The 24,440-nt window shown below is 74.2% G+C and carries 3 protein-coding genes; all 3 read right to left on the bottom strand.

What is annotated here, in order from left to right; all coding sequences use genetic code 11:
- Positions 1 to 12,881: SDR family NAD(P)-dependent oxidoreductase (locus tag ACMA1D_RS12885; RefSeq protein ID WP_414724049.1), on the bottom strand; the 12,881-nt coding region annotated here is incomplete at its 3' end.
- Between the two features lie 34 nt (positions 12,882 to 12,915).
- Positions 12,916 to 20,064: an SDR family NAD(P)-dependent oxidoreductase gene (locus ACMA1D_RS12880; protein ID WP_414724048.1), complete on the bottom strand. Its 7,149-nt coding sequence runs from the start codon at positions 20,062 to 20,064 to the stop codon at positions 12,916 to 12,918.
- The gene (locus ACMA1D_RS12875) at positions 20,058 to 24,317 is read right to left on the bottom strand and encodes a beta-ketoacyl synthase N-terminal-like domain-containing protein (protein ID WP_414724047.1); all 4,260 of its coding nucleotides are present in this window, start codon (positions 24,315 to 24,317) and stop codon (positions 20,058 to 20,060) included. Before ACMA1D_RS12875 ends, ACMA1D_RS12880 begins: the two co-directional genes overlap by 7 nt.
- Positions 24,318 to 24,440: the final 123 nt, after the last annotated feature.

Below are 24,440 nucleotides of genomic sequence, written 5' to 3'. Positions count from 1 at the left end.
GTCGCCGGCCGGTTGCTCGCGGGTGCGGCGGGCGCCGGCCGACTGGCAGTCGGGGCCACGACGGGGGCCGGCGCTGCGGCCGGGGCGGGCTGGACCGCCGGCTGGCTGGCCGGGGCCGGGGCTGCGGTCGGGGTGGCCGCCGCGGCGGCTGCCGCGAGCCGTTCCCGGTGTCCGCCGACCCACAGGTTGCGCACCGCGAACGGGTGGGTGGGCAGGCTGATGTGGGCGGGCCGCTGCTCGAAGAGGTCCTGGAGGCGCGGGTCGTAACCCTGGCAGTAGAAGTCGGCCAGTGCCAGCAGGAGTTCCTGGTAACGGGCGTGGTCCTGCGGGTTGCCCGCGGCCTCGTCGGTCATCTCCTGGACGACCGTGTGCACGGCGGCGTTGGGTGAGAACTCGCGCGGTACGGCACCGAGGTAGACCTTGCGGGGCTTCTCGCCGGCCGCGGCCTGGCGCAGCAGTCGTACCGCGTCCTCCCGGTCGTGCACCACCAGCGCGCACCGGTGAGCGAAGTGGTGCCGGCCCGCCATCAGGGTGTGACTGACCGACGACAGGTAACCCGCACCCGCATCGCTCTGCGCCGCCAGGTGATCGGCGAGCGCGGTCAGGTTCTGGGCCAGCGCCTCGGCGGTCTTGGCGGAGAGCGGCAACAGGTAGGCGGGGGCGACCGGCTGGGCCGCCAGCCGCTCCTGCTCGGCCCGCTCGGTGCCGTGGGCTTCGAGGACGACGTGGGCGTTGGTACCACTGAACCCGAAGGCACTCACCCCACCACGCCGCGGCGCCCCATCAGCACGCTCGGGCCACGCCCGCACCTCACGGTTGACGAAGAACGGACTGTCCTCCCACCGAATGTAGTCACTCAACTCTTCACAGTTGATGCTCGGCGGAATCACCTCCCGCCGCATCGCCTGCGCCAACGCCATCACACTCACCAGACCCGAAGCAGCCTGCGTATGACCGATGTTCGGCTTCGTCGACGTCAACGCACAGAACCCGGTCCGATCGGTGGATTCCTTGAACGCCTCCGCGAGCGCATTGATCTCGATCGGGTCACCGAGCCGCGTACCGGTACCGTGCGTCACCAGGTACTCCAGCGACTCCGGCGCAATCGCCGTACGCTCGTACGTCTCCCGCAACAGACGAGCCTGGGCCGCACCACTGGGCGCCGTGATCCCATTCGTCTTGCCGTCGTAGTTGACGCCACTGCCCAACACCGTCGCGTAAATCCGCTGACCATCAGCCTCGGCAGCCTGCTGACGCTTGAGCACCAGCACCGCCACCGCCTCACCCGGCACCATCCCATCCGCACGCCGGTCAAACGCCCGGCACAAACCCTCCTCCGACAGCATCCCGGCGCGGGCCATCGCGTCGTAGGTGCCGGGGAAGGAGAGGATGTTGGCGCCGGCGACGATCGCGGTGTCACAGTCGCCGTACCGCAGGCTCAGGCACGCCTCGTGCAACGCCACCAGACCCGAGGAGCACGAGGTGTTGATCGCCATGCTCGGACCCGACAGGTTCAGGAAGTACGCCAGGCGCGAGGCGAGGATGGAGGTGGCGTTGGAGGTGACGCTGCCTTCTTCGCCGGTGAGGAAGACGTAGTCGGCCTCCTCGACGCCGACGAACACGCCGACCTTCTCGCGGCCCAGGTGCTCGGCGCCGTAACCGGCGTCCTCCAGGGCCTTCCACATCTCCTGGAGCATCAGGCGCTGGCGCGGGTCCATGTTCTCCGCCTCGCGCGGCGAGATCTCGAAGAACAGCGGATCGAACTCCGCCACCCCCTCGATCGCGCCCATGCGGCGCTCGGTGCCCCAGTCGGGGCGCCGGTCGGCCGGCACCTGGCCGACCACGGAGCGGCCGTCGGCCAGCACCTGCCACAACTCGTCCACCGAGCGGGCGCCCGGGAACCGGCCACTCATGCCGACGATCGCCACCGGCTCGGGACCGGCGTCCGCACCGCCGCTGCGCACCACCCGGCCGGAGACCGGGCGCCGCCGCTTGACGGCCCGCTTCACGCGCCGCGTGGTCGGGGTCGCACCGCTGTGTCCCGGGTGGTAGAAGGCTTCGATGGTGTCGCCGTGCGCGGCGAGCAGGTGGCCGCCGAGGCCCTCCAGGGTGGGGTAGCTGAAGAAGACGTCGGGGGTGAGCTCGATGGCCAGGCGCTCGGCGAGCACGCCGGCGAACTCCACCAGGCTGATCGAGTCGAAGCCGTAGTCCTGGAGGTTGGCCGACTCGTCCAGCTTGTCGATGGGCAGCTTGAGCAGTTGCGACACCGCGTCCTTCAGTTCCCACTCCAGGCACTGCGCGATGGACCAGCCGGCCATCTCGGCACGCCGCCCGGGGCCGGGGGCCACCGCGGCGCCGTCGCCACCCTCGGTCACCGTCTCCTCGACCTCTTCGTAGGCGGTGTACTCCTCGAAGGCGTCCGCGTCGTCCGCGTGGCCGCGGCGGCCGAGCTCCTTGGCGAGGTCCTCATCGGACGGCCAGTACAGCTCGCGGGCGAAGGGGTGGGTGGGCAGGCTGATGCGGGTGGGCTGCCGGTCGAAGAGGCCGTCGAAGCGGAGCTCGTAACCCTGGCAGTAGAAGTCGGCCATGGCCAGCAGGAGTTCCTGGTAGCGACCGGAGTCCTGGCGGCTGCGCGGGGCCTCCGCCACCAGGTCCTCGACCAGGCTGTTGGGGGTGAAGTCGCGGGTGACGGTGCCGAGGTAGACCTTGCGGGGCTTCTCGCCGGCCGCGGCCTGGCGGAGCAGTCGTACCGCGTCCTCCCGGTCGTGCACCACCAGCGCGCACCGGTGAGCGAAGTGGTGTCGGCCCGCCATCAGGGTGTGACTGACCGACGACAGGTAACCCGCACCCGCATCGCTCTGCGCCGCCAGGTGATCGGCGAGCGCGGTCAGCAACTGTTCCAGGGCCTCGGGGGTCTTGGCGGAGACCGGCAGCAGGTACGAGGCGACCGCGGGCTGTTCCTCCAACTGGGCCCGGTGCGTACGGGCCGAGCCGTGGGCTTCGAGGACGACATGGGCGTTGGTACCACTGAACCCGAAGGCACTCACCCCACCACGCCTCGGCACCCCATCAGCACGCTCGGGCCACGCCCGCACCTCACGGTTGACGAAGAACGGACTGTCCTCCCACCGAATGTAGTCACTCAACTCTTCACAGTTGATGCTCGGCGGAATCACCTCCCGCCGCATCGCCTGCGCCAACGCCATCACACTCACCAGACCCGAAGCAGCCTGCGTATGACCGATGTTCGGCTTCGTCGACGTCAACGCACAGAACCCGGTCCGATCGGTGGATTCCTTGAACGCCTCCGCGAGCGCGTTGATCTCGATCGGGTCACCGAGCCGCGTACCGGTACCGTGCGTCACCAGGTACTCCAGCGACTCCGGCGCAATCGCCGTACGCTCGTACGTCTCCCGCAACAGACGGGCCTGGGCCGCACCACTGGGCGCCGTGATCCCATTCGTCTTACCGTCGTAGTTGACGCCACTGCCCAACACCGTCGCGTAAATCCGCTGACCATCAGCCTCGGCAGCCTGCTGACGCTTGAGCACCAGCACCGCCACCGCCTCACCCGGCACCATCCCATCCGCACGCCGGTCAAACGCCCGGCACAGGCCCTCTTCGGAGAGCATCCCGGCGCGCGCGAGGGCGTCGTAACTGCCCGGGTAGGAAAGGATGTTGGCGCCGGCGACGATCGCAGTGTCACAGTCGCCGTACCGCAGGCTCAGGCACGCCTCGTGCAACGCCACCAGACCCGAGGAGCACGAGGTGTTGATCGCCATGCTCGGACCCGACAGGTTCAGGAAGTAGGCGAGCCTGGCGGCCAGGATGGAGGTGGCGTGCGCGGTGACGCTGCCCTCCTCGCCGGTGAGGAAGATGTAGTCACCCTCCTCGACGCCGACGAAGACACCCACCTTCTCCTCGTTGAGCTGCCGCGGGCCGTAGCCGGCGTCCTCCAGGGCGCCCCACATCTCCTGGAGCAGCAGCCGCTGGCGCGGGTCCATGTTCTCCGCCTCGCGCGGCGAGATCTCGAAGAACAGCGGGTCGAACTCGGCGACGCCGGGGATGGCCGCGATGCGGCGTTCGGTGCCCCAGGCGGGGCGCCGGTCAGCCGGGGCCTCGCCGACCACGGAGCGGCCGTCGGCCAGCACCTGCCACAACTCGTCCACCGTGCGCGCGCCCGGGAACCGGCCGCTCATGCCGACGATCGCCACCGGCTCGGGACCGGCGTCCGCGGTGCCGCGCCGCACCAGGCGGCCAGCGGCGGCCCGGCGCCGCTTGGCGGCCTTGCCCGAGGCGGCTGCCTTGCCGCCCTTGGCGGGCCGCGCGGCCTTCGCGGCCGGTCGCTCGGCTACCGCGGCGCCGCCGGTTGCGGTACCGCCCTCGCGGTAGAAGGGCTCCAGGGTTGCGGCGTGCGTCTCCAGGAGGTGGCCGCCGAGCGCCTCCAGCGTCGAGTAGCTGAAGAAGACGTCGGGGGTCAGGTCGATGCCGAGGCGCTCGCCGAGCACGCCGGCGAACTCCACCAGGCTGATCGAGTCGAAGCCGAAGTCCTGGAGGTTGACGCCGTCTTCCATGCGGTCGACGGGCAGCTTGAGCACGCCGGCGATGACGTCCTTGAGCTCCCAGTCCAGGCACTGCGCAAGCGACCAGCCGGCCATCTCGGCCCGCCGGCCGGGGCCGGCGGCGACCTCGGCCGCTGCCGAGGCGACCGCGTCGGCCGCCGGGGCTGCCACCTCGTCCTCGGCGTCCGTGCCGGCCGCGCCGCCGTGCGTCAGGCCGCGCACCTGGAGCAGTACGGTGCCGTCCGCCGCGCACACGGTCAGGTCCAGGTCGTCCGGACGCCGGTCGAGCAGCGCCCAGGCCGGCCGTTCGGCGGCCGGCGTGAAAACGACCTCGCGCGCGGTGTGCACCTCGTCAACGGTGGCCAGGCAGGCTTCGACGGCGTGCAGCAGGGCCAGCGCCGGGTGGCCCGTCTCGGGCACGGACACCTCGATGAGCTGTCCCTCGGCACCGTCCTTGGCGAGGCGCGGGGCGGGCTGCGCGGCGGCCGGGGCCAGCGTCGCGGCACCCTCGGCGGCCACCAACTCCTCGTCTTCCGCACCTACTTGGTCGGCGTAGACCGCCCACTCCACGGAGTTCGCGCTGGTCGGCAGGAGGGAGACGTGGACGGCCTGGCCGTCGGTGGCCAGCTCCGGGGCGCCGTGCCAGGTGACGTCCGTCAGCCGCACCGTGTGCGTGTCGGCAGCGGCACCGGGGCTGGCCAGCAGCAGTGCGGCGCGCGCCATCTCCAGCCCGGCAGCCGGCGTCGGGGCGGTCGTGAGCCGGGAGGTGAAGCGCTGGCGGGTCAGGTCGGAGGTGTTCTCGTGCACCAGCGGGTGCAGTGCGGCGACGCCGCCGGCGCGTACCGGCAGCCGGTCGCCGCCGGGCAGCCAGTACGTCTCCTCGGCGAACGGGTAGCCGGGCAGGCTGATGCGGCCCGGGGTGTCGTTCGGCCCGTACAGCTCGCGCCAGTCGACGGCCAGGCCCTGCGTCCACGCCTCGACCAGCGGCTGCGGCCGGCCGTCGGCGCCGACGGGCTGGTCCGTGTCGGTGGCGCCGGCCCTGGCCTGTCCGGTGGCGACCTCGCCCGCGGGGGCCGAGCCGGCCAGGTAGCCGGCGAGCTTGCGGTCCGCTTCGGCCAGGTTCTGGGCGACCAGGCCCAGGCGGTGGGTCAGCGCCTCCCGGCCGAGTTGCAGGGTGTGTCCGATGGCGGGCAGGTCGGCGTCGGTGTAGCGGCCGGTGCGCAGCGCGGCGAGCAGCCGCTCGGCGCTCACCCGCAGCCGTTCCTCGGTCTTGGCGGACAGCACGAGGGCGACCGGGCCGGCCGGGGTCGCGGCCGGGCGGCGGGTGGTGCCGGCGGTCGGCGCGTACTCCTCGATGACCAGGTGGGCGTTGGAGCCGCCGGCGCCGAAGGAGGAGAGGCCGGCGACGCGCGGGTGGGTCAGCGGCCGGCCGTCGACGTCGATGACCGGCCGCCGCCACTCGGCGACGTCCTGCTGCACCGCGAAGGGTGTGTCGTCGAAGTCGATGAACGGGTTGAGCACGTCCGAGTGGAGCGAGGGCACCAGCGTGCCGTGCCGCATCTGGAGCAGCACCTTGGTGAGCCCGGCGATGCCGGCGGCGGCCTCGGCGTGGCCGATGTTGGACTTGACCGAGCCGATGGCGATCTGGCCGGCCTGGCCGGCGTCGGCCAGTGCCTGGCTCAGGCCGCGGATCTCGATCGGGTCGCCCAGCTTGGTGCCGGTGCCGTGCGCCTCCACGTAGCTGACGGCCCGCGGGTCGATCCCGGACTGCCGCAGGGCCGCGCCGATGACGTTGCCCTGGGCGTTGGGGCTGGGGACGGTGTAGCCGTTGGTCCGGCCGCCGTGGTTGAGGGCGGTGCCCTTGATGACGCCGTAGACGTGGTCGCCGTCGGCCTCCGCGAGCGCCAGCGGCTTGAGCAGCACCGCGCCCACGCCCTCGGCCGGCACGTAGCCGTCGCCCTCGTCGCCGAAGGACTCGCAGCGGCCGTTGGTCGAGGCGAACTTGCCCTGCGAGAGGAGGAGGAACTTGTTGGGGTGCAGCGACAGGTTGACGCCACCGGCGATCGCCACGTCGCTCTCGCCGCGGCGGATGCTCTCGCAGGCCAGGCTGATGGCGGTGAGCGAGGAGGAGCACATGGTGTCCACGGCGAGCGAGGGGCCGTGGAAGTCCAGGTGGTAGGAGACCCGGTTGGCCATGGACGAGAAGTTGCCGCCGGTGGCGATCGGCGCGCCGGCAAGTTGCCGCTCCAGGCCGAAGAACTGGTAGTCGGAGGTCATCACGCCGACGAATACGCCGGCCCGGCGCGCCGTGCCGTCCGCGCTCTGGCCGTCGAGGTCCTGCGGGGTGTAGCCGGCGTCCTGGAGCGCGGCGTACGAGCACTGGAGGAACAGCCGCTCCTGCGGGTCCATCAACTCGGCCTCGCGGGGCGCGATGTTGAAGAACAGCGGGTCGAACTGGTCGGCGCCTTCGATGAAGCCGCCCCAGCGGCAGTAGATGCCGTCCTGCTGGTAGCTCTGGTGGTCCCAGCGGTCGGCCGGCACCTCGGTGACGCTGTTCCGGCCGGCCAGCAGGTTGGCCCAGAAGGCGTCCAGGTCGGGGGCCTGCGGGTAGCGGCCGGCCAGGCCGATGATGGCGATGTCGGGCGAGCCGGTGGGCGCGGTGGCGGCCTGTCCGGCGGCCGGCAGGAAGCGGGAGCGTCCCCTGCGGCGCGCGACGGTGGTGGTCGGGCGCTCGCCGGCGGTGGGCTGCGGCGCCGCTGCCGTACGCACCGCCGGCTTGGCGCCGGCGCCGACCACCCGGGCGGCCTGCGCCGGGTGCGCCGCGAGCAGGTAGCCGCCGAGTTCGGCCAGCGTCTGGTACTCGAAGAACAGCGTCTTGGGCAGCTTGCCGAAGTCGCGCTCCAGCGCGTCGGTGAGCGTCATGACGCTGATGGAGTCGATGCCGTACTCGCTGAGCGGGGCGTCGGCCTCCAGGCTCGGCGTGTCGAGCTTGAGCTCGCGGCCGACGACCTCGCGCAGGTAGTTCACGACGCGACCGCCCGCGACACCCGTGTCCGGCTCGCCCGCCGCGGCCACCTGCTGCTGGCGGGCCGGCCGCTCGGTGAGCCGGTCGGTGGCCGCTGCCAGCCGCCGGGCGTCCCTGGCCGACAGGCACAGCGTCTGGGTGGCGTCGCTGGCCAGCGCCCGGTAGAAGGCGGCGATGCCGTCCTCACGGGGAATGGGCACCAGGCCGCTGCGGGCCTCCATCTGGGCCAGCACCTGGTCATCGACGCCCATGCCGCCGTCGCGCCACAGCGCCCAGTCGACGGCGAGGGTACGGCCGCTGCGCTTCCCGGCCCGCACCAGTTCGGCGCGGTGTGCGGCGAAGCGGTCCATGAACGCGTTGCCGAGCGCGTAGTCCGCCTGGCCGGCGTTGCCGACCGCGCCCGACGTGGAGCCGAAGCAGACCAGGAGGTCCAGGTCCAGGTGGGCGGTGGCGGCGTCCAGCGCCACCAGGCCGGTGACCTTGGGGGCCAGCACCTGGCGGAGCTCGTCCAGTTCCTTGCGGATGAGGTAGTTGTCGCGCAGTACGCCGGCGCAGTGCAGCACACCGTGCAGCCCGCCGCTGGCGGCGAGGTCGGCGACGGCAGCGGCGACGGCGGCCCGGTCGGTGACGTCCAGGCTGCGGTAGGAGGCGCGGGCGCCGGCCCCGGTCAGCCGGGCGAGGGCCGCGTCGATGCGGTCGGTGCGCGGCGAGCGGCCGGTGAGCACGATGCGCGCGCCGGGCGCCTGCCGGGCGATCTCCTCGGCGAACAGCAGCCCGAGGCCGCCGGCACCGCCGGTGATCAGGTACGTGCCGTCGGCGCGCCAGGGCAGCGCCGGGCCGGCGGTGTCGGTCGGCTGCGGCAGCATCGTCCACCCGGGCACCAGACGGGCGTCGCCCGTGTGGCGGACCTCGGGGTCGAGCTGGTCGCCGGCGGCCTCGGCCGCGAGCTGGGCCGGCAGCGTCTGGATGTCGAAGGAGGGCTGGAGAGCGACGAGTTGGGTGACCAGGCGCGGGTTTTCCAACTGGGCGGTGCGCAGCAGCCCGGAGAGCCCGCCGTGCACCTGGGCCGCCCCGCCGCCGGGGACGACGACCTGGAGCAGTACGTCGTGCGCGGGGCGGGTGGCGAGGATCTCCCGTACGTGGTGGAAGAGTTGCTCGGCGAGGCTGGTGAAGCGCTCGGCGGTGTCCTCGCCGGTGCTGGTCAGCGCCCGGACGCTGGCTCCGGTGCCGAACTGGTCCGCGGTGGGGGCCGCGGGCAGGTCGCAGAGCAGGACGTGGTGTGCGGCCCAGCCGGTGGGCTCGCCGGTCGCGGTCAGCGAGGACGCGGCCAGCTCGATCGCGGTCCAGTCGGCCTGCCACAGGCCGGTCGCCGGGGTGGCGCCGGCGTCCTGGGCCGCCATGTCGCTGCTGCTGAGGCTGGTGGTGAAGCCGCGCAGTCGGGCGCTGACCCGGCCGGCGTCGTCGCACAGGTCGATGTCGAAGCGGTTCACCCAGGCGCCGGCCGATGGCAGCCGGCGGATGACGGCCCAGGCGGGGGTGGCGGCCGGGGCGTAGATCTCCGCCTCGTCCAGGGCGACCGGCAGATGGCCGGTGACGCCCTCCGCGGCCATGAAGCCCGCGGTGGCCTGGAAGGCGCCGTCGAGCAGGCCGGGGTGCAGCACGTAGGAGTCGTCGGCCGCGGGCAGCGCGAGGCGGGCGACGACCAGGTCGGTGCCGAGGCCGAGTTCGGTGATGGTGCGGTGGGTGGGCCCGTACTGGAGGCCCGCGGCGGCGAACAGCTCGTAGCACTCGGTGGCGCCCAGCGTGCGGGTGCAGTCGGCGCGGACCGCGGGCACGTCGATGACGGGCGCCTCGTCGGCCTGCGCCGGGGGCACCAGGACGGCGTCGCCCTGGCAGTGGATGTCCGTGTCGGCCTCGCCGGAGAACACCTCGAAGCCGATGTCACCGCCCGGCTCGGGGATGAGGGCGAGCTGCCCCTGGACGGGGCCGTCGACGGCCAGCGGGCGCAGCCAGCGCAGGTTGACCAGTCGCATCCGGACGGCGTCGGCGCCGGGGCCGCGGGTGGCCTGCTGGACCGCCTCGCGCACCATCTCCAGGTAGGCGGCGGCGGGCAGGATCTTGCGGTCGTGGACGACGTGGTCGGTGAGGAACGGCTCGGCGCCGGTGAACAGCGAGCCGTAGCGCTGCTCGGTCAGGCTTGAGGTGTTCTCGTGGACCAGCGGGTGCAGTTGCCGGCCGGTGGTGGCTGCGGTGTGGCTCTCCGGCAGCCAGCAGGTGCGCCGGGCGAAGGGGTAGCTGGGCAGGCCGACGCGCAGCACCTGCCCGTCGAACAGGTCGGGCAGCCGCGGGTCGTAGCCCTGGCAGTACAGGTCGGCCATGGCCACCAGGAGTTCCTGGTAGCGGGCGGGGTCCTGGCGGCGCCGCGGGGCCTCCGCGACCAGGTCGCCGACGAGGCTGTTGGGCGTGAAGTCGCGGGTGACGGTGGCGCGGAAGACCTTGCGGGGCTTCTCGCCCTGCGCGGCCTGGCGCAGCAGCCGTACGGCGTCCTCGCGGTCGACGGCGACGACGGCGCAGCGGTGTGCGAAGTGGTGCCGGCCGACGGTCAGGGTGTGGCTGACCGAGGCCAGGTAGCCGGGTCCGGCGTCGGTGCGGGCGGCCAGGTGGTCGGCGAGTTCGGTGAGCGCCCGGTCCAGGGCGTCGGGGGTCTTGGCGGAGAGCGGCAGCAGGTAGGCGGGGGCTGCGGGCTGCTCGTCGATGGTCGCGCGGTCGCTGCGGGCGCTGCCGGGCGCCTCCAGGATGACGTGCGCGTTGGTGCCGCTCATGCCGAAGGCGCTGACGCCGCCGCGCCGCGGCCGGTCGGCCTCCTGCGGCCAGGGCCGGGACTCGCGGTTGATGAAGAAGGGGCTGTCCTCCCAGCGGATGTAGTCGCTGGGCTGCTCGCAGTGGATGCTGGGCGGGATCACCTCCTGCCGCATGGCGAGCGCCAGCGCCACCACGCTGACCAGGCCGGACGCGGCCTGGGTGTGCCCGATGTTGGGCTTGGTCGAGGTGAGCGCGCAGAAGCCGGTCTGGTCGGTGGAGTCGCGGAACGCCTCGGCGAGCGCGTTGATCTCGATCGGGTCGCCGAGCCGGGTGCCGGTGCCGTGGGTGACGAGGTAGCCCACCGATTCGGCGGGCACGCCGGCGCGCCCGTACACGTCCTTCAGCAGGCGGGCCTGTGCGGCGCCGCTGGGGGCGGTGATGCCGTTGGTCTTGCCGTCGTAGTTGACGCCGCTGCCCAGGACGGTGGCGTAGATGCGCTGGCCGTCAGCCTCGGCGGCCTGCTGCCGCTTGAGCACCAGGACGGCGACGGCCTCGCCTGGCACCATGCCGTCGGCGCGCCGGTCGAAGGCGCGGCAGGTGCCTTCCGGCGAGAGCATTCCGGCCTGGGCCATCGTGTCGTAGCTGGCCGGGTCGGCGAGGACGTTGACGCCGGCGACGATGGCGGTGTCGCAGTCGCCGTAGCGCAGGCTCAGCCACGCCTCGTGCAGGGCGACCAGGCCGGAGGAGCAGGCCGTGTTGATGGCCATGCTCGGCCCGGACAGGTTGAGGAAGTAGGCCAACCGGGAGGCGAGGATGGCGTTGCTGTTGGAGGTGACGCCGGTGTCGCCGGCGATGAGGTTGCGGTAGTCGCCCTCTTCGACGCCGACGAAGACGCCGACCTTCTCCTGGCCCAACTGTTCGGGCCCGTAGCCGGCGTCCTCAAGGGCGGCCCACATCTCCTGGAGCAGCAGCCGCTGGCGCGGGTCCATGAGCTCGGCCTCGCGGGGCGAGATCTCGAAGAACAGCGGGTCGAACTCGGCCACGCCCTCGATCGCGCCCATCCGGCGCTCGGTGCCCCAGGCGGGGCGCCGCTCCGCCGGCACCTGGCCGACCACGGAGCGGCCGTCGGCCAGGATCTGCCACAGCTCGTCGACGGTCCGCGCGCCGGGGAACCGGCCGCTCATGCCGACGATCGCCACCGGTTCGGTGCCGACGGCGCCCGCGTCCACGGCGGCGGCCGGGGCGCTCATGCGCAGCCGGCGCTGGCGGGCCTCGGGGCGGCGCTGGGCGCGCGGCGTGGCGCCGGTGGCCTGCGGGGCGGCCGGCGTGGTGGTGCCGGTGGGCGCGCCGGCGGCGGGGTTGCCGGCACGGCCGGCGCTACCGGTGTTGCTGGGGTTCGTGATGGTACGGGTGATGGTGCGGCCCTCGCGGTAGTGCGCTTCGAGGGTGTCCGCGGCCGTCTCCAGGAGGTGGCCGGCGAGGCCGGCCAGGGTGGGGTAGCTGAAGAAGACGTCGGGTGTGAGTTCCACGCCGAGCCGTTCGCCGAGCACGCCGGCGAACTCCACCAGGCTGATCGAGTCGAAGCCGTAGTCCTGGAGGTTGGCCGACTCGTCCAACTTGTCCACCGGCAGCTTCAGCAGGTGGAAGACGACGTCCTTGAGCTCCCAATCCAGGCACTCGGCGACCGTCCAGCCGGCCATCTCGGTCCGGCGCCCGGGGCCGGGCGGCACGGTCTCCACGGTCTGCGAGGTGGCGGCGGGGGCGGGGGCATCCGCCGGGCCGGTGTGACCGGTCGCAGCCGTCGCAGCGGCCGGGCCGCCCTGCTCGGTCGCGGCCTCGGCCGGCTGGCGCTCCTCGGCCGAGACGCGCAGGGCCCGGAAGCTGACCAGGCTCTTGCCGCGCCGGTCCACCAGGTCGACGGAGAGCGTCGCGGTCCGCCCGGAGGGATCGGCGGCGATCTCCACCGCGCCCTTGACGGCCTGCCGGGAGGAGTCGGCGTACGTCACCTCGTCGGCGCCGAGCAGCCACACGTCGGCCGCGTCCCAGCCTGCGTCGCGGGCCACCGCGGCCAGGCAGGCGGCGAGTTGGCCGGGCACCACCACGGCGTTGGTGCGCCCGCCGGACCCGCCGGTGGCGAGGTCCACCAGGAGGGTGCCGGGCCGCTGGCCCGTCCCGTACGCGGCTAGGTCGACCCGCTCGGCGCCCGCGTCGTGCAACACGGACACGGTGCCGCTGCTGCCGGTGCCGGCGCCCGCGTCCGCGAACACCGCCCAGGTGTCGGCGGCGCCGTGCGCGCCGGGGTGCAGGTCGACGTGGACCTGCTGCTCCGGGCCGACGACGACCGGCTCGTGCCAGACCACGTCGGTCAGGCGCACCACGGACCCGGCGTCGCCGCGGTCCTCGGCCGCCAGGGTCGCGGCGGCGCGCACCATCTCCAGTTGAGCGGCTTCCGGCAGCACCTTGACACGCGAGGCGTCCATACCGTCGTACATGTGGATCGATTCCTCCTGCTAAAAGTGCCGCTGCTCAGCGAGTGGTGTTCTCGATGGGAATCAGCAGGTCGTTCAGAAAGGCTTCTCGGCCGGAGAACTGCGAGCTGAATCGGTGGATGACCTTGCCGTCCTGGGTGTGTTCCTGTACGGCGGGCTGGAGGCCGGCGTCGGGCGTGCCGACCGCCAGGGCGCTGCCGGGCGCAGCCGAGGCCCAGTAGTGCTCGGTGGCGAAGGGGTAGCCGGGCAGGGAGACCAGGCGGGGTCGGGTCCCCCACAGGTCGTCGAAGTGGGGCGGGTAGCCCTGCGAGTAGAACTCGGCGAGCGCGGTGAGGTGGTCCGAGTAGCGGACGCCGTCCTCCCACACCGTGCGGCTGGTCCGCACCAGGCCGTCGATCAGCTTGCCGATGGTGGCGTTGGGCGTGAAGTCCCGGCTGACTGTGCCGCGCACCAGGTTGGGGATCTTGACGCCGGCCGCGGCCTCCCGCAGCAGCCGTACCGCGTCCTCCCGGTCCTGCGCGACCACGGCGCAGCGCAGCGCGAAGTGGTGCCGGCCGGTCATCAGGGTGCGGCTGACCGAGGCCAGGTACGCGGCGTCGTCGGGTCCCTTGGCGAGGTGGTCGGCGAGGGCTTCGAGCCGCTCGGTCAGCGCCTCTTCGGTCTTGCCCGAGACCAGCAGCAGGTGGTGCTGCGGAACCTGGTGCCCGGCCGGCGGCACCGCCGCCGCGGGTGCCTGGAGTACGACGTGGGCGTTGGTGCCGCTCATGCCGAAGGAGCTGACCGCCCCGCGGCGGGGCCGGCCGGGCGTGGCGGGCCAGGCGCGGGGCTCGCGGTTGACGTAGAAGGGGCTCTGCTGCCAGTCGATGTAGTCGCTCGGCTGGTCGCTGTTGATGCTCGGCGGGATGGTCTCCTCGCGCATGGCGGTGGCCAGGCAGATGAGGTTGACCAGCCCCGATGCGGCCATGCTGTGCCCGATGTTGGGCTTGACCGAGGTCAGGGCGCAGTAGCCGGTGCGGTCGGTGCGCGAGCGGAACGCCTCGGCCAGTGCGTTGGTCTCGATCGGGTCGCCGAGTCGGGTGCCGGTGCCGTGGCTGACGATGTAGTCCAGCGAGTCCGGGGCGATGCCGTACCGGTCGTAGACCGAGGTGAGCAGGCGGGACTGGGCCTCGCCGCTGGGGGCGGTGATGCCGTTGGTCCTGCCGTCGTAGTTGATGCCGCTGCCGAGGATGGTGGCGTGGACGGGGTTGCCGTCCCGCTCGGCCGCCTGCTGCTTCTTCAGCACCAGGACGGCCACCGCCTCGCCGGGCACCATGCCGTTGGCCCGCTCGTCGAAGGCGTAGCACGTCCGGTCGGGCGAGAGCATGTTGGCCTTCTCCATGGCCACGTAGTCGTGGTCGGAGGTCATCAGGGCGGCGCCGGCGACGATGGCGGTGTCGCAGTCGCCGTGGGCCAGGCTCAGACAGGCTTCGCGCAGCGCCACCAGGCCGGAGGAGCAGGCGGTGTTGATGGCCATGGCGGGTCCTGACAGGTTCAGGAAGTAGGCGAGGCGTGCGGCGAGGATGGCGTTGCTGTTGGAGGTGACGGTGGCCCGCTCGTCGACCAGGTAGCGGTAGTCGCCCTCTTCGACGCCGACGAAGACGCCCACATTGCCTTCGGCGACCGCCTGGTCGCCGTAGCCGGCGTCCTCCAGGGCGCGCCACATCTCCTGGAGCAGCAGCCGTTGGCGCGGGTCCATGAGTTCGGCCTCGCGCGGCGAGATCTCGAAGAACAGCGGGTCGAACTCGGCGATGCCGGGCACGGAGCCGAACCGCGCCGGCTGCTGTCCTTCGGCCGGTTCCTCGTCGGCCGGCCAGCCCTGGCGGTCGGCGGGCACGTCGGCGATGACGCTGCGGCCCTCGGCGACGATCTGCCACAGCTCCTCGACGGTGCGGGCGCCGGGGAACCGGCCGCTCATGCCGACGATGGCGATCGGCTCGTCGACGGCCGCGGCGGCGCTGCCGGTCACGGTCGAGCCGGTGCCCGTCGCCGTGGCCCCCGCGAAGCGGTCGGAGCGGCGCTTGCGCTCGCCGCTACCGGCCGCGGTGGCCGCGCCGCCCGCACTGCCCTCGCGGTAGAGGGTGTCCATCCGCTCGGTGTGCGAGGTGAGCAGGAAGGTCTCAAGGCGCTTGAGCGTGGGGTGGCTGAAGAACAGGTCGGGGGTGAGGGTGAGGCCGAGGCGGCCGGTGAGCTTGGTGGCGAACGCGGCGATGTTGAGGGAGTCGATGCCGTAGTTGGCCAGGTTCTCGTCCGGGTCGAGCTCTTCGGCCGGGATGCCGATGACCTGCCCGGCGGCGTCGGCCAACTCCCAGGCCAGGCACTGCGCGACGGTCCAGCCGCGCATCCGGGACCGCCGGCCCTCGCCCGGCGCCTGGGCGGCGCCCGCCGGCCGCTGCTGCGCGCGGCTCAGGGTGAGGCCGTCGAGGTGGGCGACGACGGTGCCATCGGCCGCGGCGAGTTCGGCGGTGAGGGTCAGCCGGTCGGTGCCCGCTTCGACCCGCGGGGTGAGCAGCGCCCACCGCGCGGGGCTTATGGCCTGCGGGAAGCGGGCCCCGGTCAGCGCGGTGACGGCGCCCTCGCCGCTCCAGCCGGCGTGTTGCCGTGCGGCGGCCAGGCAGGCGTCCAGGTGCGCGGCGGCCGGCAGCGGCGCTGTGTCGGCTGCCGCGTCCGGCGCGAGTTCCAGGAGTACGCGGTCCCGGCCGGCGTCGGCGCGCAGCAGGGCCAGGTCGAGCCGGGCCGCGGGCTGCGACGCGTCGTCGGGGGCTGCGGCGCCGTCGCACACCAGGTACGCGTCCTCGCCCTCGCCCGCGTACAGGGCCCAGTCGAGCCGGCCGGCGCCGGCGTCCCGCAGGTCGATGCGGAGCGCGAGTTCGGCCGTGCCGTCCGCGTCGGGAGCGGGGATCGGCGCGTGCCAGGCCACCTCGTGCAGGGCGACCGGCTTCGGCTCTCCGCCGAGGCCCAACTCGACGGCGGTACGGGCCAGTTCGAGTAGGGCCCCATGCGTCGGGGCGCCTTCCGCGAACCAGTCGGTCGCGGCGTCGCGGGCGGTGAAGGTGGAGGCGTACCGCAGCCCGCTCACGTCCGAGACGTTGCGGTGCACCAGCGGGTGCAGCCGGGCGGCGCCGCCGGCGACCGCGGCGGGCGTGTGCGTCACCCAGTACTCGGCGTGGTCGAAGGCGTAGGAGGGCAGCCCGGTACGGGCCGGCGGGTTGCCACCCCACAAGCCGGTGAACGCGGTCGGCTCGTGGCCCTGGCAGTAGGCGCGGGCCAGTTCGGCGAGCAGGTCGGGGCCGCGGTCGGCGGCGGCTTCGGCCACCAGCTCGTCCAGCGCGCGCCGCTGGGCGGCGGTCACGGTGAACTCGCGCGGCGCCACGCCCCAGGTGCCCTCGGGACCGCCGGGCTGGTCGGCCGCGCGGCGCAGGGCGGCGATCGCGTCGGCCCGGTCGCGTACGACCAGCGCGCAGCGGCGGGCGAGGTGGTGCCGGCCGGCGATCAGGGTGTGGCTGACCGAGGCCAGCAGCCCGGGCCCGACGTCGTCCGGCAGGGCCGCCAAGTGGTCGGCCAGGTCGCGCAGTTGCCGGGTGAGCGCGGTCTCGGTACGGGCCGAGCAGAGCAGCAGGTGCCAGGGCGCGGCGGGCTGTTCGCCGAGGCGGGCCAGGTCGCCCCGGTCGGTGCCGTGGCTCTCGACCACCACGTGGGCGTTGGTGCCGCTGAAGCCGAAGGAGCTGACGGCGGCGCGGCGCGGCCGGCCGGCCTCCTCGGGCCAGGCGTGTGCCGTGCGGCTGATGTAGAAGGGGCTTTCGGACCAGCGGACGAAGTCGCTGGTCTGCTCGCAGTTGATGCTCGGCGGGATGATCTCCTTGCGCAGGCCGAGCGCCAGCCCGATGAGGCTGACCAGGCCCGATGCGGCCAGCGCGTGGCCGACGTTGGGCTTGGTCGAGGTCAGTGCGCAGAACCCGGTGCGGTCGGTGTGCGGGCGGAACGCCTCGGCCAGCGCGTTGATCTCGATCGGGTCGCCGAGCCGGGTGCCGGTGCCGTGGGTGACCAGGTGGCTGAGCGTGTCGGGGGTGACGCCGGCGCGCTCGTACACCTCCTGCAACAGCCGCGTCTGGGCGTTGCCGCTGGGGGCGGTGATGCCGTTGGTCTTGCCGTCGTTGTTGACGCCGCTGGCCAGGACGTTGAGGTAGATGCGGTGGCCGTCGCGCTCGGCGGCGTCGCGCCGCTTGAGGACGACCACGGCGACGGCCTCGGCGGGCACCATGCCGTCGGCGCGCTTGTCGAAGGCGCGGCAGACGCCCTGCGCGGAGAGCATTCCGGCGCCGGCCATCGCGTCGTACTCGCGGGGGGTGGTCAGCAGGTTGGCGCTGGCGACGACGGCGGTGTCGCAGTCGCCGTGGCGCAGGCTCAGGCACGCCTCGTGCAGCGCCACCAGGCTGGAGGAGCAGGCGGTGTTGATGGCGATGCCGGGGCCGGTCAGGTTGAGGAAGTAGGAGAGCCGGGCGGCGAGCACCGCGTTGTGGTTGGAGGTGATGCGCTCTTCCTCGGCGGCGATGCTGCGGTAGTCGCCCTCCTCGGCGCCGACGAAGACGCCCACCCGCTCGGTGGCGAGTTGCTCGCGCCCGCAGCCGGCGTCCTCCAGGGCCTTCCACATCTCTTCGAGCAGCAGCCGCTGGCGCGGGTCCATGGCGGCGGCCTCGTTGGGCGCGATCTCGAAGAACAGCGGGTCGAACTCGGCGATGCCGGGCACCGCGCCGACCGGCCGCACCGTCTCGTCCAGCCACCACTCGCGCCGCTCGCGCGGCATCGGGCCGATCACGCTGCGGCCCTCGGCCAGCAGCGTCCACAGCTCTTCGACGGTACGGGCGCCGGGGAAACGCCCGCTCATCCCGATGAGCGCGTACTGCTCGGCGATCGGCACGGAGGACGGGGCGACGCTCGGCACGGCGGGGGCGACGGGCCGCTGCGCCGGGGTGGTCTGCACCGGGGCGGGCTGCTGCGGCTCGGCCTGCGGTGAGGCCGGGGTCGGCGCTGCCGCGGGGCCGGCCGGTTGGTCGGCGGGCTGCTGCGGGGCTGCGGGGGCCGCGCCGGCCGGCTGGGCCTGGGCCGGCGCCGGGGTCGCGGCGAAGCGGCTGCCGGCGCCGCGGCGGGTACGGAGCCTGGCGGCGGGCCGGGCGGGGGCCGCCGGGTCGGCGGCCGGGGGCTGCTGGGTCGGCCGGGCGGAATCGGACTGCTGGGCCGGTTGGGCTGGTTGGGCCGGCTGGGCCTGGGTGGGGGTCGGCCGGGGGGCCGGGGCCGCGGGCGCGGGCCGCGCGGGAGCCGGGGCTGGGGCCGCGGCCTGGGCGATCCCGAAGTGGTCGGCCAGCCGGTCCGCGTGCCGGGTCAGCAGGAACTCGTGCAGCGTGTTCAGGGTGGGGTAGCTGAAGAAGACGTCCGGGGTGAGTTCGAGGCCGAACCGCTCGGAGAGCACGCCCGCGAACTCCACCAGCGTGATGGAGTCGAAGCCGAACTCCCGGAAGTTCTCGTCGCCGACCAGCTTGGCCACCGGCAGCATCATGATCTGGCTGACCACCTCCTTCAGCTCCCGCCGCAGCTCGTCGCCGAGGTCGGGGCCGTCGACGGGGGCGGCAGGCGCAGCAGGCACGGCCGGGGCGGTCGCCGGAGCCGGGTCCGTGGCGCCGATCCGCAGCGCGGTCCTGATGCGCTCGCCCTGCCCGACCATCGCCAGGTAGGTCACCCCGTCCTGGCCGAGCAGGTGCCGCAGCAGCGCGGTGCCCTCGGCCGGTTCCAGGTAGCGCTGCCCGCTGGAGCGCAGATAGAAGTCGCCGGCGTCGGCGTCGGGCAGGTTCATCCCGTCGCTGCGCCACAGCGGCCACGAGACGGCCAGCCGGCGCGGCCCGGCCGGCTGCTGCCGGGCCAGGTGCCGGGCGTGGGCGAGTTGGAAGCGGTTGCCCACCGCGTAGTCGCAACTGCCGAAGTCGCCGAGTACGGCGGCGCTCGACGAGAAGTAACACACGAAGTCGGGGCCCTGGTCGCCGGGCAGCGCCGCGGTCAGCGCGCGCTCAAGGGCCAGCGTGCCGGTCACCTTGGGCTCGATGACCCGGGCGAAGGTGGCCGCGTCCCGGTCGGCGATGCTGCCGTGCTGCTCGACGCCGGCGGCGTGCAACACGCCGTCGATCCGCCCGAAGTGGCCGGCCGCGGCCCGCACGGCAGCGGTCAGCGCGGCCTCGTCGGCCACGTCGGCCTGGAAGTAGCGCACGCCCGCCGCGCCGTCGGCGGTGAGCGCGGCCAGCTTCTCCTGCACCGCGGGGGTCTGTTCGGGGCGGCGCCCGAGCAGCACCAGGTTGGCCCGGTAGGTGCGGGCGAGCCAGCCGGCGAAGATCGTGCCGAGGCCGCCGGCGCCGCCGGTGATCAGGTACGTGCCGCCGGCGCGCAGCACCTCGCGGTCGGCCGCCGGCCGGGCCGCGACCGGCGTGATCCGCTGGACGTACCGGGCGCCCGCGGTGTGCAGCGCGCCGGTGGGCTCGGCCGCGGCGAGTTCGGTGGCGAGCAGGTCCGGCAGCCCGGTGCTGGCGACGGTGGCGCCGTCCAGGGCGAGCACGGTGACCTTGGCGCCGGGAATGACAAGGCCGGTCGACCGCTCGAAGCCGAGCCAGGATTCGAGCGCGCAGCGCTGCGCGCCGTCCGCGTAGCTGCCGCCGAGCACGATCCGGGCGGGTGCGTGCCCGTCGCGGGCCGTCTCCTGGGCGACGGCCCGCAGCAGGGCGCGCAGCGGGTCCGGGTCGTGCAGCAGGTCGGGGCCCGCGTCGGGTTCGGTGGCCCACAGGTGGGCGATCACCTCCAGCGGCCCGTGTTCGTCGGCGACGGCCCGCAGCAGGGTGCGGTGGGCGTCGTCGAGGTCGCCGCCGACCTCGTACCAGTCGGCGGCCAGCTTGCGGTAGCCGCTGCCGCGACCGGCGAAGACCACGGTCAGACCGGGCTGGTCGGCCCGTAGCCGCTCGCGGACCGCCTGGCGCGCCCGCTCGTCGGTCAGGAAGACCAGGGCGGTGCGGTACCGGGGGGCCGGGGTCGCCGCGGTGGCGGGCGCCTCCTGCCAGTCCTCGGTGAACAGGTGCAGGTCCTCCGGCATGGTCACGTCCGGGGTGGTCAGCATGGCCCCTCATCTCTGTGGGCGAAACGGATACCGGACAGGCGGACCAGCAGACGGCCGTTCCTGTCGCGCAGGTCGAGGTCAAGGGCCTGGGGGGCGGCGCCGGCGGTGACGATCGCGTGGGCGTCCTCCAGGCACGGGGCGTGGAAGGTCACCTCGTCGATCGCGGCCAGCGCCACCGGTGTGTGCTGCCCGGTCGCGGGCCAGCCGGCGGCCACCTGGAGGGCCGCGGCCAGCAGCACGGGGTGGGCGCCGTAGCCGGCGGCGGTGGGCGCCGGGTCGGCAGCCGCGGGCAGGTGCAGCGCGGCCACCAGGTGCCGCTCGCCGCGGTGGATCGCGGTCACCGCCCGGTAGCCGGCGCCGAGTTCGACCCCGGCCCGGCCGAGGGTGGCCAGCAGTTCGGCGGTGGCCTCGGGCGTGGGGCGGGTCTGGGCGTCGGGCAGCGGGGCGCTGGTCGCGCTCTCGGCCGGGGCGGCGATGGCGGCCCGGCCCTGGCAGAAGACGCGCACGTCGTCGGTCTGGGCGCGGTCCGCGGGGCGCTGGTAGCAGTCGAAGTCGACGAGCCCGTCGGGGCCCTGCACCAGGGCGATGTCGACCGCCTGGCCCGCGCCCGGCCCGTGCCGGTAGCTCTCGTGCCAGGTCAGGTCGGTCAGCCGGACGCCGAGGTGGCCGGTGTCGTGGCCGTGGGCGAGGGCGACGGCCGCTCGGGCCGCCTCGATCCACGCCGCGTCGGGCAGGGTGGCGGCGCCGTGCACCAGGTGGTCGCCGAGGAAGGGCTCGCGCCCCGTCCAGCGGGTGGTGAAGCGCTCCTCGTGGAAGTCGGAGACGTTCTCCTGGACCAGCGGGTGCAGGGCGCGGATGCTGCCCGCCGCGCCTGATACAGCCAGGTCGGCGCCGTGGCCGGACTCTCCCGCCGTACGGGCGGCGGCGCGTACGCCACCGTCCGGCAGCCGCTCGGCCCACAGGTCGAGCAACGCCTTGGCGTGCTCACCGGCGGTCAACAGGCTGGCCACGAAGGCCCGTACGTCGTCCTCGTCCGCCGGCGCTGCCACGGCGCCCGCGGTGGTCGTGGCGGCGGTGCTGTCGGCGGGGCCGGTCGCACCGGCCGGGGCAGCCGAAGCACCTGAACCACCAGCGCCAGCCGGGCCCTGGGCGCTCGCGCCGGTCAGGGTGGCGGCGAGGGCCGGGAGGACGGTGGCAGGGGCGGCGGCGCCAGGCGTCGCGGCGTCGCTGCCCGGCGCGGCGGCGGCGCTGCCGGTGCCGGGGGCGGCGGCCGTGTCCGGGGCGCCAGCCGGCTGCGGCGCGGCCCGTCCCACGTCCTGCCGCGCGGCGTCCTGGGCGGGCGCGGGCGGCGCCGGGCGGTGGGTGGTGCGCAGGAACTCGGTGGTGGGCAGCGACAGCGAGCGGCGCGGGGCGCCGGCGTAGAAGCGGGCCCAGTCCAGTTCCGCGCCGCCGAGCCACAGCTTCAGCAGCGGCTCGGCCAGCAGGTCGGCGAACGCCTGGTCGCCGGCGATCACCACGTCGTCGGGCCCGCTGTGCGCGGGCTCGCCGAGCCACACCGTGGCCGTGTGCGGCCCGGTCTCCGCCGCGGCGGCCGGCTCGCTGGTGGCGGCCCAGGCCCGCAGTTGCTCGGCGTCGGCGGCCAGCCCGGCACGGGACCGCAGCAGGGGGTAGTCACCCTCGTCGGTCAACTTGCCGGTGCGCGCGGCGAGTTCGGCCGCAACCGCGGTCCTGCCCGCGGCGCCTTCGGCCAGCAGCACCGGCAGGTGCTCGCGGCTGAGCACGCCGTCGGCGAGCAGTTCCAGCACCTCGCGGGCGCGCGGCTCGCGCACCATCAGGTCGCGCGGCAGGCTCCACTTGCGGTCCACCAGGTCGAACGCGTGCTGGGTGGCGAGCACCCGGAACACCTGTGCCGGCTGGTCGGCGACGGCCGGCGGCCCGCTCCAGTCGGCGCTGTCCAGCGGCAGCAGCCACTCGGTGCGCCCGCGCCACTGCAACTCCTGGTTCCAGGCGCGCAGATGGCCGCGGAAGGTGTGCTGCCCGTCGACCAGCAGGCGGGCCTTGGCCCACACCGCCGCGGTCTCCTCGCCGCTGAGCACGAGGCCGTCCAGGAGTTCGGCGAGGTACGTGGCGTCCAGCGGGTGGGTGGGGTGGAGGTGCCCGGTCAGCGGCTCGACGAAGGGCAGCCGCGGGGCGCGCGGCGCAGCGGCTGCACCCTGGCTCTGGGCCAGTTCCGCCACGGCCGACCAGTCGAGTGCGCCGATGGCCACCAGCGCCGGCCACACGCCCGGCCCGTACGCCGTCACCTGCCCGGGGGCGAGCCCGATGCGCAGCAGGGCGCGTGCCGTGAGCAGCCCGAAGACGGCCGTGGACTGCGGGCCGCGATCGCCCTGGCGCAGGGCGCGCAGGGCGCTGGCCGCCGCCTCGGACTCGGCGCCGAACTCCTCCGCCAGGTCGGCGTAGAGCGGTGCGGCCAGCAGGTCGCGCAGCCGCTGGCGGGCCGGCGGGCGCAGTTCGCCCACGGCCAGTCGCCACCTGCGCTCGGTGGGGACCTGCACGGCCGGGCCGGGCGCGGCGAGCAGTGCCGCGATCTCATCGGCCCCGCTGACCAGGCCGCCGATGCGGGTCGGCGCGTGCTGGCGGCCGACGGCCAGGGTGTGGCAGACGTCGGCGGTGTGCCCGGCCGGTGCGTCCGCGGTCGGTGCGAGCCCGCGCCAGCGGTCGAGCAGCAGGTCGAGCGAGTCCTGGGAGCGGGCGGAGAGCAGGAACGGGTAGCGGGCGGCGGCTGGTTCGCGGCGCTTGCCCGCCCGCTTGTCCGGCGCCGGGGCGCCGGCCGCGGGGCGCGGCTCCCGGTACTCCTCCACGATCAGGTGGGAGTTCACGCCGCCCATGCCGAACGAACTGACGCCGGCCCGCAGCGCGGTGCCCGGCTCGTGCGGCTGCCAGTCGGCCGGTTCCTGGGTGATCTCGAAGGGGCTGTCGGCCAGCTTGATCAGCGGGTTGAGCGCGTCGATGTGGATGCTGGGCGGCACCCGGCGCTCGGCCATCATCATGAGCACCTTGATGAGCCCGGCGACGCCGGCCGCGGCCTCCAGGTGGCCGATGTTGGGCTTGACCGAGCCGAGGTGGCACCAGCCCCGGTCGGCGGATGCGGCCCCGTACACCTGGCGCAGCGCCTCCACCTCGATGGGGTCCCCGAGCGAGGTGCCGGTGCCGTGCGCCTCGACGTAGGTGATGGTGCGCGGGTCGACGCCGGCGCGGTCCAGGGCGGTGGCGATGACCTCGCGCTGGGACTCGACGGTGGGCGCGGTGATGGTGGCCCGACTGCCGCCGTGGTTGACGGCGGAGCCGGTCAGTACGCCGTAGACGTGGTCGCCGTCGCGCACCGCGTCCTCCAGGCGGCGCAGCAGCACCATCCCCACGCCGTCGCCCGGCACGTAGCCGTCGGCGTCCTGCGCGAAGGTGCGGCACAGGCCGCGCGGGCTGAGCATCCGGGCCTTGGAGAAGGAGATGTACTTCCACGGGTGAAGGTTCAGGCTCACGCCGCCGGCCAGTGCGAAGTCGACCTCGCCGCCCTGGAGGGCGTTGATCGCCAGGTGCACGGTGACCAGTGAGGCGGCGCAGGCCGCGTCCACCGAGACGCTGGGCCCGCGCAGCCCGAGGGTGTGCGAGAGCCGGTTGGCCATCAGCCCGTCGTAGCCGCCGAGCGCGGAGTGGCTCTGGACGGAGCCGCTGTCCTTGGCCGCTTCCTGGAGGTGGTCGCGGGCCATGGCGCCGACGTAGACGGCGGTGCGTGCGGCGCGCAGCGCGTCCAGCGAGGTGCCCGCGTCCTCCACGCAGTGCCAGGTCTCTTCGAGGAGCAGCCGCTGCTGCGGGTCCATCACCGCGGCCTCGCGCGGGGAGACCTTGAAGAAGTCGTGGTCGAAGTCGTACGGGTGGGCCACCTGGGCGCACCACTTGCTGGCGGTCTTGCCCGGCTTGGTGACGTCGGGCGAGTAGTACTGCTCGGGGTCCCAGCGCTCGGGCGAGATCTCGCTGGGCGAGCTGTGCCCTGCGAGCAGGTTGGCGATGTACTCGCGGTGGTCGCGGGCGTCGGGTAGCCGGCAGCCGATGCCGGTGACGGCGATGGCCACGGCGGGGCCGCCGGACGCCGGTCCGGACCCGTCGGCGCTGTCGCCGGCGACAGCGATGTCCGTGGCGCTCGCGGTGTCCGTGCTGCCCGCGGTGCCGGTCGTCTTGGTACGGGAGGGGCTCATGGTCAGGCCGCCGCCTCTCTGGCCGGTGCCCACCGGGCCGCGAGCCGACCGGCGACGGGCCGACCGGCCGCCGACGGCCCTGACGTGGCACCGGTGGCCGCGCCCCGGCCGGGGCCGGTGGCC

Origin of the sequence: Streptomyces sp. 796.1, from assembly GCF_047525675.1 — a bacterium.
Taxonomy (GTDB): Bacteria; Actinomycetota; Actinomycetes; order Streptomycetales; family Streptomycetaceae; genus Streptomyces.
The sequence above is the reverse complement of the archived record's forward strand: the minus strand, read 5'-3'. Positions and strand labels throughout refer to the sequence as shown.